The 15,359-nt window shown below is 61.4% G+C and carries 11 protein-coding genes; 4 read left to right on the top strand and 7 right to left on the bottom strand.

Annotation, left to right across the window (positions count from 1 at the left end; translation table 11 throughout):
• Positions 1-23 precede the first annotated feature (23 nt).
• From KO492_RS01485 to KO492_RS01475, 3 genes are all read left to right on the top strand, one after another.
• The gene (locus tag KO492_RS01485) at positions 24-1,730 is read left to right on the top strand and encodes an ABC transporter substrate-binding protein (protein WP_216043346.1); all 1,707 of its coding nucleotides are present in this window, start codon (positions 24-26) and stop codon (positions 1,728-1,730) included.
• A 117-nt stretch (positions 1,731-1,847) separates the two neighbouring features.
• Positions 1,848-3,332 (top strand): glycerol kinase GlpK, encoded by a 1,485-nt coding sequence (gene glpK / locus KO492_RS01480; RefSeq protein WP_216043345.1) that lies wholly within the window; start codon positions 1,848-1,850, stop codon positions 3,330-3,332.
• A 12-nt stretch (positions 3,333-3,344) separates the two neighbouring features.
• On the top strand, positions 3,345-4,529 hold the full coding sequence (locus KO492_RS01475) for an iron-containing alcohol dehydrogenase (protein ID WP_216043344.1): 1,185 nt from the start codon (positions 3,345-3,347) through the stop codon (positions 4,527-4,529).
• A gap of 25 nt (positions 4,530-4,554) precedes the next feature.
• Here KO492_RS01475 and KO492_RS01470 read toward each other — a convergent pair whose 3' ends face one another.
• The 5 genes from KO492_RS01470 to KO492_RS01450 form a co-directional block, all read right to left on the bottom strand.
• Positions 4,555-7,626, bottom strand: a complete 3,072-nt coding sequence (locus tag KO492_RS01470; protein WP_216043343.1) for a molybdopterin dinucleotide binding domain-containing protein — start codon at positions 7,624-7,626, stop codon at positions 4,555-4,557.
• A 1-nt stretch (position 7,627) separates the two neighbouring features.
• Complete coding sequence (gene nrfD / locus KO492_RS01465) at positions 7,628-8,761, bottom strand: NrfD/PsrC family molybdoenzyme membrane anchor subunit (protein ID WP_216043342.1); 1,134 nt, start codon at positions 8,759-8,761, stop codon at positions 7,628-7,630.
• Positions 8,761-9,504 carry a sulfate reduction electron transfer complex DsrMKJOP subunit DsrO gene (gene dsrO, locus KO492_RS01460; protein ID WP_066598708.1) on the bottom strand — a complete coding sequence of 248 codons (744 nt, stop codon included), beginning with the start codon at positions 9,502-9,504 and terminating at the stop codon, positions 8,761-8,763. The genes nrfD and dsrO overlap by 1 nt, the downstream gene beginning before the upstream one ends.
• 93 nt (positions 9,505-9,597) lie before the next feature.
• The gene (locus KO492_RS01455; RefSeq protein ID WP_216043341.1) at positions 9,598-10,215 is read right to left on the bottom strand and encodes a response regulator transcription factor; all 618 of its coding nucleotides are present in this window, start codon (positions 10,213-10,215) and stop codon (positions 9,598-9,600) included.
• Positions 10,205-11,995 (bottom strand): sensor histidine kinase, encoded by a 1,791-nt coding sequence (locus KO492_RS01450; protein WP_216043340.1) that lies wholly within the window; start codon positions 11,993-11,995, stop codon positions 10,205-10,207. Before KO492_RS01450 ends, KO492_RS01455 begins: the two co-directional genes overlap by 11 nt.
• Before the next feature lie 348 nt (positions 11,996-12,343).
• Between KO492_RS01450 and KO492_RS01445 the strand changes: the two genes are divergently transcribed.
• Complete coding sequence (locus KO492_RS01445) at positions 12,344-13,030, top strand: fumarylacetoacetate hydrolase family protein (RefSeq protein WP_216043339.1); 687 nt, start codon at positions 12,344-12,346, stop codon at positions 13,028-13,030.
• Between the two features lie 36 nt (positions 13,031-13,066).
• Here KO492_RS01445 and KO492_RS01440 read toward each other — a convergent pair whose 3' ends face one another.
• Positions 13,067-13,768 carry a FadR/GntR family transcriptional regulator gene (locus KO492_RS01440; RefSeq protein WP_066598719.1) on the bottom strand — a complete coding sequence of 234 codons (702 nt, stop codon included), beginning with the start codon at positions 13,766-13,768 and terminating at the stop codon, positions 13,067-13,069.
• Between the two features lie 69 nt (positions 13,769-13,837).
• Complete coding sequence (locus tag KO492_RS01435) at positions 13,838-15,358, bottom strand: tripartite tricarboxylate transporter permease (protein ID WP_216043338.1); 1,521 nt, start codon at positions 15,356-15,358, stop codon at positions 13,838-13,840.
• Between the last annotated feature and the right edge of the window lies 1 nt (position 15,359).

Here is a 15,359-nt window from a genome sequence, read left to right as displayed (position 1 = left end):
TGGGTTCAATTAGGGAGGAAACTATGAACCAGACGATCAAATCAACCACCGCCGTGGCGCTTGCGCTCGGCATCCTATGCGGTCCGGCATGGGCCGATATGGAGGCGGCGAAGGAATTCCTCGACGCTGAAATCGGAGATATGTCCGCGCTGACGCGGGCAGAGCAGGAAGCCGAAATGCAATGGTTCATCGACGCCGCCGAACCGTTCAAAGGCATGGCGATCAAGGTCGTCTCCGAGACCATCACCACCCATGAATACGAAAGTCAGGTGCTTGCACCGGCGTTCGAGGCCATCACCGGCATCAAGGTCACCCATGACCTGATCGGCGAAGGCGATGTGGTCGAGAAACTCCAGACCCAGATGCAGTCGGGCGAGAATATCTACGACGCCTACGTCAATGACAGCGACCTGATCGGCACCCACTGGCGCTATCAACAGGTGCGCAACCTCACCGACTTCATGGCAAACGAAGGCGCGGATGTCACCAACCCCGGCCTTGATCTCGACGACTTCATCGGCTTGCAGTTCACCACCGCTCCCGATGGCAAGCTCTACCAGCTTCCCGACCAGCAATTCGCCAACCTCTACTGGTTCCGCAATGACTGGTTCACCGATCCCGAAATCATGGCCGAATTCAAAGAGAAATACGGCTATGACCTAGGCGTTCCGGTCAACTGGTCGGCCTATGAGGACATCGCGGAGTTCTTCACCGGTCGCGAGATTGACGGGGTCGAGGTCTACGGCTCGATGGACTACGGCAAGAAAGACCCGTCCCTCGGCTGGCGCTACACCGATGCGTGGATGTCCATGGCGGGCATGGGCGACAAAGGCGAACCCAACGGCCTTCCGGTCGATGAATGGGGCATTCGCGTCAATGAAAACTCCCAGCCGGTCGGTGCCTGTATGGCCCGCGGTGGCGCGGCCAACAGCCCTGCTGCCGTCTATGCGGTGGAAAAAGCCGTGGAATGGCTCAACAAATACTCCCCGCCCTCGGCGATGGGAATGACCTTCTCCGAGGCCGGTCCGGTTCCGGGTCAGGGCAACATCGCGCAGCAGATGTTCATGTATACCACCTTTGTCGCACCGCTGGTCGACAGCCCTGCCGTGATGAATGAGGACGGCACGCCGAAATGGCGCCTCGCCCCCTCGCCGCATGGTGTCTATTGGGAAGAGGGTATGAAAGTCGGCTATCAGGACGTGGGCTCGTGGACGCTGATGAAATCCACACCGGAAGACCGCGCCAAGGCCGCATGGCTCTATGCGCAATTCGTCACCTCCAAAACGGTGGATGTGAAGAAATCCCATGTCGGCCTGACCTTCATCCGCGAAAGCTCGATCCAGCACGAAAGCTTTACGGAACGTGCGCCGAAACTCGGCGGTCTGGTCGAATTCTACCGCTCGCCGGATCGTGTGCGCTGGTCGCCGACTGGCACCAACGTGCCGGACTATCCGAAACTCGCCCAACTGTGGTGGCAGAATATCGGTGACGCCATGTCCGGTGCCAAAACCGCACAAGAGGCCCTCGACAGCCTGTGTTCCGACATGGAGCGCGTGATGGAACGTCTCGAACGTGCGGGCATTCAGGGCGATCTTGGTCCTGTGATGAACGAGGAAAAAGACGCGGCGGAATGGCTCGCCATGGAAGGTGCGCCGAAACCGGCCATCGAGATGGAGCGCGAGGAACCGCAAACCGTTGCCTATGACGATCTCGTGGCGTCCTGGCAGTAAACAAACTTCGGGTGGGGCTTCGGCTCCGCCCATTTCTCTTTTACGCTATGGCCCTTCGGGGCTATTGCCTTGAAGAGACAAGACAACTGACACTGGCAAACCCTCGGGAGGATGTGCGTGACCTATATTCTAGCCATTGATCAAGGAACAACCTCGACGCGGGCGATCCTGTTTGACCAGAGCCTGTCTGTGACAGCCACCGCGCAAGAGGAATTCACACAGCATTTCCCGCAAAGCGGCTGGGTTGAACATGAGGCCTCCGATCTCTGGTCCACCACGGCGGCCACCTGTCGCTCGGTGATCGAAAAGGCGGGGATTGGCGCGCAGGAGATTGTGGCCCTTGGCATCACCAACCAGCGCGAGACCACCTTGGTCTGGGACCGCGCGACCGGCAAACCCGTCCACAACGCCATCGTCTGGCAGGACCGCCGCACCTCCGAGTTTTGCAAAACGCTCAAGGCGGAAGGTTTCGAAGATGTGGTAACGGAGAAGACGGGGCTTTTGCTTGATCCCTATTTCTCCGGCACCAAACTGGCGTGGATACTCGACAATGTGGAGGGCGTGCGCGCCCGTGCCGAGGCCGGAGAACTGGCGTTTGGCACGGTGGACAGCTGGCTGGTGTGGAACCTGACCGGCGGCAAGCGCCATGTGACCGATGCCACCAATGCAGCCCGCACGATGCTCTATGACATTCGCAAGGGCCGCTGGTCGCAGACCATCTGTGAACGGCTGAACATTCCCATGAACATGCTACCCGAAGTGCAGGATTGCGCGTCGGACTTCGGAGAAACCCGTGCCGATCTCTTTGGGCGTCCGATCCCGATCCTTGGCATCGCGGGCGATCAACAGGCCGCCACCGTGGGTCAGGCCTGTTTCCAGCCCGGTATGCTCAAGTCAACCTATGGCACCGGTTGCTTTGCGTTGTTGAACACGGGCGACACGCCGGTGCGCTCGCAAAACCGGCTTCTGACCACCATCGCCTATCAACTGGATGGCAAGCCGACCTATGCGTTGGAAGGCTCGATCTTTATCGCGGGCGCCGTGGTGCAATGGTTGCGCGACGGGTTGAAGATCATCCGTGAGGCGAAGGAGACACAGCCCTTGGCCGAACGCGCCGACCCGACGCAGGAAGTGGTGCTGGTCCCCGCCTTTACAGGGTTGGGCGCGCCCTATTGGAATGCTGAATGTCGCGGCGCGGTTTTCGGGCTGACCCGCAATTCCGGCCCCGAGGAATTCGCCCGCGCCGCACTTGAAAGCGTGGGCTATCAGACCCGAGACCTTCTGGAGGCGATGCATGCGGATTGGCAAGGCGCGTCCACAACCGCGCTGCGGGTCGATGGCGGGATGAGTGCGTCGGATTACGCCATGCAATTCCTCTCCGACATCATCGCGGCTCCCGTGGATCGCCCGAAAGTCGTGGAGACCACCGCGATGGGGGCGGCGTGGCTGGCGGGTCAGAAGGCGGGCTTCTATCCAAATCAGGAAGAATTCGCCGCCACATGGGCATTGGAGCGTCAGTTCCATCCGCATATGGCCGAGGAGGTGCGCAAGACGAAATACGACAGTTGGAAACGCGCGGTCGATGCCACGATGCGGTTCTGAGGGAGGGCGGATATGCAGGGCTTTACCCTTCTCACACCCGCACGCACGATCTTTGGCCGCGACAGCCGCCTTCGGGCCGCCGATGAGATCGCGGGCATGGGACAGCGCATTCTTTTGCTGCGTAGCGGGTCGGTGGCTTGGGCCGATGTGCTGACGGCGGATTTGGTTGCGCGGGGGCTGGAAGTTGAGGTTCTGCAAAGCGCGGGCGAGCCCACGGTGGAAGATGTCCGCCGCAGCGTGGCCAAGGCGCGCGAGATGCAGGCCGATTGCATTGTCGCCGTGGGCGGCGGGGCGACGATTGATCTGGGCAAGGCGGTGTCCGGCCTTTGTGTGTCTGAGGGCGATGTGCTCGATTATCTCGGCTTCGGTGCCTCTCCGGCCCCTGTGCTACAAGATCCCCTGCCTTTCGTCGCCATTCCCACCACATCGGGCACGGGCGCGGAGGCCACCCGCAATGCGGTGATCTCGCTCCCCGACCGCCAGCTTAAGATCAGCCTGCGCGATCCGCGTCTGCTCCCTGATCTGGCGCTTGTCGATCCGGCCCTGACCGATGATCTGCCCAAAGGCCTGACACTCGCCACGGGGCTGGATGCGCTGACGCAGTTGGTCGAGAGCCATCTGTGCAACCGTGCCAATCCTCTGACCGATGCCCTGTGCCGCGACACGATCCCTGCGGCCATGACTGCTTTGCGACAGCTTATGGAAGACCCCGCCCCCGCAGCGCGGGAGGCGATGGCACGCGCCAGCTACATCAGCGGTGTCGCCCTCGCCAATTCCGGCCTTGGTGTCGTGCATGGTCTGGCCGCTGTGATCGGCAGTCGCGGCGGGGCGCATGGGGCGATCTGCGGGCGGCTTTTGCCCGCGGCCCTGACGGTCAACCGCGCCGCCCTGATTGCCACCGGCCAGCCCGCCGACCGGATTGATCAGGTGGATGCGTGGCTTTGGGCCGTGTTCGGGACGGATGATGCGCCCAGTCACGCCGGACAAGGCGCAGAGGCGCTGCGAGGCTTTATTGACCATCACGGGCTGGCCTCGCTAGAGGACTTGCACTGTGGCGCGGAACTCTGGCCGGAGATCGCGCAGAGTGCCCTGACCGCCTCCTCGACGAAGGCCAATCCGGTTGCCCTGAGCGACATGCAGATCACTGACATTCTGGCGCAGTCCGCCTCCCCCCGCAGCACATCGCGCAACAGGTAAAGCCGGACTGCCGTCGCCAGAGGCGTCAGATCCGTTCGATCCGCGCAGGCAGACCGTGACGCACGGCGGTGCCGGAGACCGGATCGACCCAGACCCCCGCCTTGCCGCGTGTCGGGTCCAACATCCCCAGATCGTTCAGAAGCACACCCGCCGCCAGACGCGGGTCTGCGGGCATGGTGGTCCCGTCAATGGTGATGTCCTGCGCCCCGAAACCGCGATGGCCGAAGCCGTGCTCGATGGCAACCGTGTCGGGCGCAACCCCGTCGCGCACCACCGCCACGCTTTCCAGCGTCCCGCCCGGAGTCGTCAGCCGCACCATGTCGCCGGTCTTGATCCCGTGCGCCTGCGCCAGATCCCGCCCGACATTCACCGGATTGGAGGCCACAATGCGCAAAAGCGACTTCGCGCCCACGGAGTAGGAGTTCTGCAACGGCGACTTGAAGCTGACCACTTGCACCGGCCAGTCCTCGCGCGGGTAATGATCATGGACCTTCGAGCCGTCCGAAAACTCCGGTGCGCGCCATGCCGGTGTGCCCGGCAAATGCGTGCCCGTGGTGGCGCGGCGGAAACTGCCGAGACCCTCGTTCCAGACCAGCATCGGCGGGTTGAACGCATAGGTCGCCTTGTCGCCCTGATAGCTGCGCTCGATATTCTCGTAGCGCCCGCCCTTGGCAAAGATCGTCGCCGCCTTGCGCCATTCCTCCGGCTTCAGCGTGGCTTTCATATCGTCCAGTATCCGCGCCACATTGGACAGTTCAATGTCCTCGTCCGTGGCATCAGACACCGGTTCGCCGGTCATGGCCACATTCACCGCCCCGCGCAGATACCAGTCCTCGGCGCGGTTGAGCGGATGCAGTTTGCCCTGCGCATCGGGAATGGCCTCGTCACCAAAGCCCGGCAGGCCCATGCGCTTGGCCACACCGATCAGGAAGGTCTCCAGACCGACGCGCTGGCCTTCGGCGTTTTGCGCCATCTTCGGCTCGATCACCGGCCAGCGAGCACAGGTCGCTTTCGTCGCCACACCGCCCCAAGGCTTGGTGAAGCCCCAAGTCTCATACATCACCGAATCCGGCACGATGTAATCCGAAATCGCCGTGCTTTCATTGATGAACGGATCAATCGAGATGATGAGCGGCACAACCGCAGGGTCTTTCAGCTTGTCGAGCAGATGCGCCACACCGGGGATGCCGTAAATCGGGTTGGTGTTGCGGAAGATGAGCGCCTCGGCCCCGTAGGGATAGCCGTTGACCAGCGAAGACATCCATTCCGTCGCAAGACCCGGTGCGTTGGGATACCACGGCGCATCCGCAGGATAGGGTGCACCTGCCGCTTTCTTGGTCTTGAACTCGGTCGTTTTCTCATAGGGTACGTTGCGCCCGAAAGGCAGGCCCTTGGCCTTCACCTTGCCGGGGAAGTTCACCAGATCATAGGCCGGTCCTTTGGTCTCGGAGAAACCGCCGCCTGCAATCATCGTGCCGCCCTTCCAGTTCAGGTTGCCGATCAGCGTGTTGAGCATCATCAAGGCATAGGCATTGTAAAAGCCCGACCCGTTCATCATGCCGCCGTGGCTGCTGACGGCGGCTTTGCGGCCGTGACTGGTGAATTCGCGGGCCAGCTCAACGAGCTTCTCGATAGGAATGCCGCAGTCTTCGGCATAGTCGGACATTTCCCGCGACATGGCTTCCTCGCGCAGAAGTGTCAGCGCGGTTTTGACTTTGATCGCACCGTTCGGTGTCTCGACCACACCCGCATGGAACAGCGGCGCGGGGCTGGCTCCGGCGGCAACGGGGCCGGTCTCGGAAATCACCATATAGGGATCGGCGTCGGAATAGGCTTCGCCCTCGATTGTCAGCCCCATGTCGGAGCCACGCAGGCAATGCCCGTAGCGGGGGTGGTCCTGATCGGTGATGACCAGATGGGTCGCATTGGACCAGCTTGTCTCACCGGTCGCATCGGCGGCCGCTTTGGAGGGGTTGGCCAGATAGGTTGCGTTGAACCGCTCGTTTTCAAACATCCAGCGGATCATCGCCATAGCCATCGCGCCATCCGTGCCCGGTTTGATCGGCACCCAGCGTGCGCGTTCGCCGGAGGGGCCGTTCTGGGCGTTGTTGAGGACGGGATCGACCACGACATAGTTCAGATTGCCATCCGAACGCGCCTTGGCAACAAGATTGCCGATGCGTTTGAACGGGTTGCCCGCGTTGCCCGGCGCCGTGCCCGCAAAGATGATGAACTCCGCGTTGGAGAAATCCGGCTTGGCATGGGGCATGGCTTTGAAATCACCGAACATCGCGCCCGAGCCGGAGCGATAGGCCCCGCCGCAATAGCTGCCGTGGCGGGTGAAGTTGTTGGAGCCGAAGCTCTGTTTCAGCCAGCGCAGAACGAAATTGTCCCGACCGTCATCGACGCAGTTCATCCACACCAGACGATTGGCACGCGGACCGAATTCGGGCGCGCCCTCCACGGCGGGGGTTTCAAGGTCGCGAATCTCGCGCAGACCGGCAACAGGGCCTTCGCCAAAGAGATCCCCGCCTTCGACCACTTCCTCGACGAGTTGTTCAAAGCTGATGGTTTCCCATTTGCCCGACCCGCGCGGGCCGACACGTTTGAGCGGTTTGAGCACGCGGCGCGGGTTGTCCACCTGTTCCAGCACGGCATTGCCGCGCCCGCAGGCGGTGGAGCGTCGTGTCAGCCCCTGCCCCGGTCCGGCCTGTGCCATTGCGGCAAAGCTTTCGGCCACGGAGGATTCATAGGGGATGAACGGGTCCGTGCTCATCGGGGAATAGGGATTGCCCGCCACGCGCAGCACCTTGTTGGCCTTTTTATCGACCCGCACCCGCACGCCGCACATGGTCGTGCAGCCGATGCACATGGTGTAGCTCATCGCCTGATCGGGGTTGAGCGTCACATCGCCGGTTTCCGGATCAATCGTGAATTCGGCGGGGATCGAATTGCCCACGACATGCTCGTCGCGGGGTTTCTTGCCAGACCATTTGCCTTTGGCAAGTTTCTGGACGGTTTCTGCGTAGCCTGCGCCGAATGTGCCCAGAGCACCTGCGGCGGCGACACCTTTGAGAATGTTGCGACGGTTGGTCATGTTATATCTCCTGAGTGCGGGCAGGTTTGGACTGTGTTTGGCCAAAGGATTGACCGGGGGCTGGCGGTGTGGCGTCGGTCCACGGCAGGAAGGTCGTGTAGACGATCATGAGGAAAACCCAGAGGCCGAAGGTTCCGATCACCCCCATCAGCCCGCCCAGACCGGTGGGCATGAGCGCGTCATAGAGGCCGGAGCCGACTTTCGGTACGGCTTGGCCGCCCATGAACACGGTCCAGCGGAACATCCATGCGGCGTGAATGGCGATCAGGCCAGTGATCCATCCCGTGCTTTGCGGCAGGGTGAGTGCGAGGACAAAGGGAATGGCGATGGAGGCAGCACCCCACAGGGCGATCTGTTTCCAGACGGAAAAGCCTGCGACAGAGGCCAGCGCCTCGCTATGCACCGGCGAGATGCCGGAGAGCGCGACTGCGAACCATGCGACGCCGAACGCGCCGACAGTGGCCAGCGCAATTGCCAGCCTGCGGTTTATCGTGGCTTCAAGCCCTGCGTCACGGTTGAGCAGGCGTTCCAGCACCACCATCACGCCCAAGGCTCCGACCACACCGGTGGCGGCGAATTGCAGCGGCAGGAAAGGTGTGTTCCACAGCGGACGGGCGCGCACGACCATCACTTCCATGCCTGTATAGGTCAGGATACCCAAGGCCGCGACACCGGCCAGCATGCCGAGCGGACGGGCAAAACCATTGGCCGCGCCGCCCAGCGAGAACAGCCGGAACAACCATGCAAAGCGCCAGTCGTCCTGCCCCATCCGGTAGAATTCGGGACGGTGCAGCGACCACGCGAACAACAGCATCAGCACGACATAAGACGGCACGATCCACGCGCCCCATGCCATCCACGAGCTTTTATGGGTGTAGACAAAGAATTCCCAGAAACGGAAAGGCTGGTGCAAATCCGCCAGAAGCGCAATCGGGGCGGTGATCCCCGTGGTCACGGCGACCATAAGCGCCAGCCGCGCCGCACGCAGATCTGTGTGACGCCCGAACACAAAGGCCGGCAGCGCCATCAGAAGTGCGGTCACTGAAATCGCGATGAGAAAGAAATACTGGACCGCCCACGGCTGCCACGCCGCATCATGGACCGCCCCGACGAGTTCTTGAACTTGGGTTTCCATCACAGGCCCTCCCCGTGCGCATGAGCTTGACCGGTCATCTCCGGATGATAGGCGGAGTCACCGGCCACCCGACCATCGAGCACATCGTCGAGGCCGATATAGTAGACGTTGGGATTGGTGTGCATCTCGGGCCGCAGCACCGAGACTTCGTTCTCGCGCAGCATGATCGACACTTCGCTGTCGGGATCGTTGAGATCACCAAAGTTCCGCGCACCCCCGACACAGGTCTCGACACAGGCGGGCAACAGCCCGTGCTGCGTGCGGTGGAAACAGAAGGTGCATTTGTCCGCCACCTGCGTTTCGTGGTTGATGAACCGCGCGTCATAAGGGCAGGCCTGCACACAATAGGCACAGCCGACGCATTTCGAGGCATCCACAAGAACCTCGCCATTCTCGGCCTTAAACGTGGCCTCCACCGGACAGACCGGCAGACAGGGCGGATCGTCACAATGGTTGCAAAGCCGCGGCAGCATGACCATCGCGGGGTCCTGCCCGTCTTTCACAAGTTCATAAACCGAAACATGGGTGCGGAAAGCGTCTTCCGGCACGGCGTTTTCCATGATGCAGGCAACGGTGCAGGCCTGACAGCCGATACATTTTCTGAGGTCCACCACCATACCCCAATGCGGGACGTGGCTCTCTTCGGCAGCCTCGGCGGATTGGCTTGCGCCCGCGACAGAAGCCGCGGCACCGATGGTCACCTGTCCGATCGCTCCGAGAAATCCGCGACGTGTCGTGTCCATTTGGCTGATCCTTTCATTCTGATCAGCCACAGGATATGCCCCCGCGCTCCGGCGCGGTATTGGCGGAAACCCGAAGGTGTTAGGGGAAAACCCCTAAATCTCCGCCCATCCCGCCGCGACAAGCTGCCGCACAAGGTCGGCGGTGGAACCGGCCCCCATCTTTTCCATCACATTGTGACGGTGGATTTCCACGGTTTTCGGGCTGATGCCCAACTCGGTGGCAATCTGTTTGTTCTGAAGGCCGCGGGCGACGGCGCGGGCGACCTCTGCCTCACGCGCGGTCAGACTGTTGGTCTTCTCGCGCAGGCTGGCCGTCTTGCGCGCCTCTCTGGCGCGTTCCCGACTGGCGGCGAGCGCATCCTTGATCCGGTCCACCAAGGCCATGCCGTCCACCGGTTTTTCGAAAAAGTCGATGGCCCCTGCCCGCATCGCCCGCACCGCCATCGGCACATCGCCATGTCCCGTGATCATGATGACCGGCAGCGGACAGTTGCGCCGTTTCAATTCGTCGAGAAGCTCCAGCCCCGTCATCTCCGGCATCCGCACATCAGCGAGGATACAGCCCTCGGCCTGATCTCCGATCATGTCCAGAAGCGCGGCAGCGGAGGCATGTTCCCTGATCTCCAGCCCGAGCGAGGAGAGCAGAAACCCCAGCCCCTCCCGCGCGGCGCGGTCGTCATCAACAATATGAATGATGCCTTCACAACTCATCCTGATCTCCTGCGGGCAGCCAGATCACGACCCGAAGCCCCTGCCCGTCTTCGGGCTGTTCGGCGCGCATCCAGCCTTCGTGGGCTTCGACAATCGAACGCGACAGAGCAAGGCCAAGACCGACCCCCTCCGGCTTTGTTGTATAAAAGGCTTCGGCAAAATGTTCCATCGCTTGCGGCGTCATACCATGCCCGTGATCGCGCACGGAGAGGCAAAGCCCCGCCCCGCGCGAAGGATCGTCATGGCGGGCGGCGCGGATGATGAGGTCGCGCTCCTGCGGCGGGGTCTCCCCCATCGCGTCGATGGCATTTTGCACGAGGTTGAGAATGACCTGCTGTAACTGCACCCGATCCGCCATGACCGGCGGCAAGCCGTCAGCCAGCGAGAGATCGACCGACACCCCCGCCCGGTTGGTGGAGGCGGCATAGATCGCGGCGCTGTCTTCGAGCAGAGCCGCCATGTCCACAGGTGCCCTCTGGCTCTCGCGTTTGCGCACGAAGGCGCGGATGCGTTTGACCACCAGAGCGGCGCGCTCCGCCTGTCCCGACATTTCCTCTGAGGCGCGTTTCATGTCCTCTTCGGAGAACCGCCCCGCCTTGATCCGCAACAGACAGCCCTGCGCATAATTGGAAATCGCGCTGAGTGGCTGGTTAAGCTCATGGGCGATGGAGCTGGCCATTTCGCCCAGAATGGAAAGCCGCGCCACATGTTCAAGCTCGCGCAGGTGCTGGCGGTCGGCGGCCTCTGCGCGTTGGCGTTCGATCATTTCGTCCTTGAGGTGGGCATTGGCCTCGTCCAGCGCCCGCGTGCGGCGGCGCACCAAGGTCTCGATCCGCACCGAATAAAGCGCCCAGAACATCAGGGCGGCGGCAAACACGATCAACCATTCGCGATAGTCGTCGATGAATTCCTGCACCGACACCGGACCGGTGCGCGCATAGGGGCCGATCTGAAGCTCGCGCATCAGCTCATGCACCGGCTGGTAGTCCAGAGGCACGGTCCAGAGGTTGCCCGCCTGCATCTGCAACAGCGCGACGGCGACCTGTTTGGCCAGTTCCGGTGTGGTCTGTGGCGCTTTGGCGAAGGGCCAGCCGGGATAGATCGCGCTGGATGTGGCGCATTGCGTGGTCGCGCTGGCCTCCGGATTGAGGGCAAAGGCGGTCAAGGCGCCGAAGCGGTCTGGATAGCTTGTCTGTAAGTCTTCCAGCATACAGCTGCGCAACACGCCCGCATCCGCGCGGCCCGCCAGCACGGCCTCTGCGACCTGTTGCATCGGGTAGCCTGTGGTCACAAGCTCGACCTGCGCGGGCAGACGCGTGTCCACCTTTTGCATCTCCGACCAGATGACCTGAAACCCGCCGAAAGCTTCTGGCGCGACAATGGCGAGGCGCTTTCCCGCAAGCTCCGTCAGCCGCTCCATCCCGTCACGGGTGATGACGGTTGAGGCCACGGGCAGGTCATTTTGAGCAGTGGCAATCCGGCTGATCCCGTGGTCGTGTTCGAGCACGGCGTAATTGCCCGGATTGGTGATGACGAAATCCAGCCGGTGCTCCGCCAAACCCGTGTCGAGCGCGTAGAGGTCCAGCCCTTCGATACGGAAGTCATAGTCCGGCAAGGCGCGGTTCAGGGCGTCTTGGGTCGGTTGCCATTGGTCGAGCGAATGTTCTGTGTGCCAATAGTCCAGAACCCCGATCCGGACGATGTCGCGCGCTTGAGCCGCAGAGGTGGCAAGACCGAGCGCGACAAGAGGGCCGAGGAGCCGGAGCAGGCGGGTTTTCATCTTTCTTGCGATCCTTACGGTTCTCTCTTGTTTGCGGACGTAGAGGGCGGGCCTATCGGACCGGTTATATCTGTCAGGGAATGTGCCCGACAGGGGGCCGACAGATATCCGACACAACTCCGACACGCGGGCAAGCCCCCGTCATGCGTCTCTGCCGCAGGCTATGCGTTTCCTGTGAGAAGGTCGAGAGAGGCGTGATTTTCACGCGGCTTTCAGTGCGGTAAAAGCAAAAGCCGTTGACCTCGCCCCCCGTCTTGCGACAAGTCTAAAGCCAGAGTCAAAACCGTTTGTCCCCGCAAATTTGCGAGAGGGTCATGCGCGTAAGTTATGAGAGAAAAAGGAAAATCCATGCCGGACCTGGTCATCACGCCCCCCGCCCCCGTTCTCGCCCCGATCACGGGCACGACGGCGCGTTTCCCCGTCCGGCGGGTCTATTGCATCGGCCGGAACTACGCCGCCCATGCCATTGAAATGGGCCATGACCCCGACCGTGAACCGCCGTTCTTTTTCCAGAAAAATCCCGACAATCTCGACTTTTCCGGCGAGTTTCCCTACCCCCCCATGACCACCGACGTGCATCACGAAATCGAAATGGTCGTCGCCCTCGGACGTGGCGGAAAGAACATTCCTGTGGAGGCGGCTCTGGATCATGTCTGGGGCTATGCTGTGGGGCTGGATATGACGCGGCGCGATTTGCAGGGGCAGGCCAAGAAGATGGGGCGTCCTTGGGAGATCGGCAAGGCATTCGAACATTCTGCGCCTATGGGGTCGATTTGTCCGGCCAGTGAAATCGGCCACCCGTCAAAAGGGCGCGTGTCGCTCTTGGTAAACGGGGTGTTGCGGCAGGAGGGGAATCTGGACCAGCTGATCTGGAAAGTGCCGGAAATGATCTCCTACCTGTCGGACTATTTCACCTTGTCCGCTGGAGATCTTATTATGACTGGCACACCGTCAGGCGTTGGTCCGGTCGAACGCGGCGATGTCATGGAGGCCGCAGTCGAAGGCGTCGGGGAGCTGCGGGTCACAGTGTCCTAAGTCATTTATCTAAATATCAAAACTGTCTCAAAATGCTCAGTTGTCCTGCGTCCCTACGAACATCCGGTCTTTTGCGGCGGTGATGTGATAGCGCATGGTGGCGGAAGCGACCTCTGGCTGGCGCTTGCGGATGGCATCGAGCACATCGCGGTGCTCGGCCAGAACAAGTTCCTGCCGCGTGGGCGTGTCCAGAAGCGTCAGGGAGCGTGACAGTTTGACGCCAAAGGCGATCTGTTCGCCAAGGGATTCCAGTACGGAGGAAAAGAACGGGTTTTTCGAGGCCCGCGCCACTGCGAGGTGGAGCCTCTGGTCCGCATCCACGGCCAGTTCGTTTTCCTGATAGGCGCGTTCCATGACGCGGTAGGCCTCTTCCATCGCGGCGAGGTCGTCATCGTCGCGGCGCTCGGCGGCCCATGCGGCGGCGGCCCCTTCCACGTCAATCCGGAACTCGTAACAACGCTGCACATCGGAGATCGATTCCAGAGGCACAAAGCTGATCAACTGGCGGTCAGGACGCCGCAAGACATAGCTGCCGGAGCCGCGACGGGATTGAACGATCCCGTCATCACGGAGCCGCGACAGCGCCGCGCGTACGATCGGGCGGGATACGCCAAAGCTCTGGGCCAGCACATCTTCTGCCGGAAGCCGGCTATGCACCGGATATTCCTCTTCGAGAATTTTGACCAACAATTGGTCATAGACCTGATCGGCCAGTGAGGGACGCCGTGTCTCGGACACTTTAATCTCCTTCGTTCAATATCGTCGCCGGACCCGTTTGCACCATAGGTCCGGCGTGTCAGTGGTCCTCTATGCTTCGACGCTCGGATTTCGGGCCGGTTTGCGAATGACCAGAAAATAGACGAACACAAGAGTTAGCAGCACAAAGAACAGGCTGTCCATATTTGTCACAAAAGTCGTCGGGTCACCATTGGAAAGCGCCAGCGACCGCCGCAGGAATTCTTCGAGGTTCGGCCCGAGGATATATCCCAGCAACATGGTGATGACAGGGAAGCCGTTGCGCCGCAGATAGAAGGCCAGCACCCCCATCGCCAGAGCCATGAACATCTGGAAGGTCGAGTAGGTCGCCACATAGCTGCCGACAATCGCCAGAAGCGCGATCACCGCGTAGAGAACATCTTTGCGGATGGACACGATCTTGATGAAATACGGCCCGATCAGATAGAGCGTCAGCGGGATGAGGAAAACAGCACTGAACAGCAGCGCGGCCAGCATCGGCGCAATCAGACCAGCTTGATCGGCCATAAGCTGCGGACCCGGCTGGATGCCGTTGATGACAAGCACGCCCAGCATGATCGCGGTGATCGGATCGCCCGGAATACCGAAGGTCAGCATCGGCACCATCGCCCCGCCACAGACCGCATTGTTGGCACTTTCCGAGGCGACAATGCCCTTCGGATTGCCTTTGCCGAAAGTCTCCGGTTCGTCAGAGGTGCGCACGGTTTCTGTATAGGCCAGAAAAGAGCCCATCGACCCGCCGGCCCCCGGCAATGTGCCGACAAAATAGCCGATCAGACAGGATTTGAAGTAGCAGACAAAGCCGATTTTGCGAATGTCCGACCACGGCGGGATAAAGTCCCGACGCCGGATTTTCACCTTGTCGGCGGCGGCTTTCGTGGCTTTCTCGTCTCCGGGGGCAAAGGCCTGCATCAGGACTTCGGCAATGGCGAATGTCCCGATGATGACAGGCATCAGCGCGATACCGGCGGTGAGGTTGCTGTTGCCATAGGTGAAGCGCGTGATCGGCTCCATTGCATCCAGACCAACCGTGGCCAGCATCAACCCGATACAGGCTGCCAGACCGGCTTTCGCAACCTGTCCGCGCTGTGCAATCACCACAACGATAAGCGCAAAGGCAAGCAGGGAGAACTTACCCGTGGTTTTCACCAGTAGAGACAGTTCCGCAACAAATGGCGCGACCGCGATCAGGAGCAAAGCCCCTACAGCTCCGCCGAACATAGAGCCCAAAGCCGCATGGCCGAGCGCCAGCGCACCCTTGCCTTCCTGTTGCATCGGGTAACCGTCCAGAGCGGTCATCATCGAAGATGGCGCACCGGGAATATTGATCGTGGTGGCCGTGATGCTACCGCCACACATACCGGCCATATAGATACTGGCACAGGCCATCAGCGCGGTTTCGACATTGAGCGAGTAGGTCAGCGGCAAAAGCAGGGCCATCGCCAGCGTCGCGGTCAGGCCCGGAATGGCGGCAAAGATCGTGCCGATCACAAAGCCCAACACGACATAGGTCATGTTGAACGGATCAAGCAGTAGGGAAAAGCTGCCGAAGACTTGAAAAATAAAATCCATG

It is taken from the genome of Celeribacter halophilus (genome assembly GCF_018860305.1).
Classification (GTDB): Bacteria; Pseudomonadota; Alphaproteobacteria; order Rhodobacterales; family Rhodobacteraceae; genus Celeribacter; species Celeribacter halophilus_A.
Note: the sequence above shows the minus strand (reverse complement) of the source record. Positions and strands in the feature narration are given on the sequence as shown.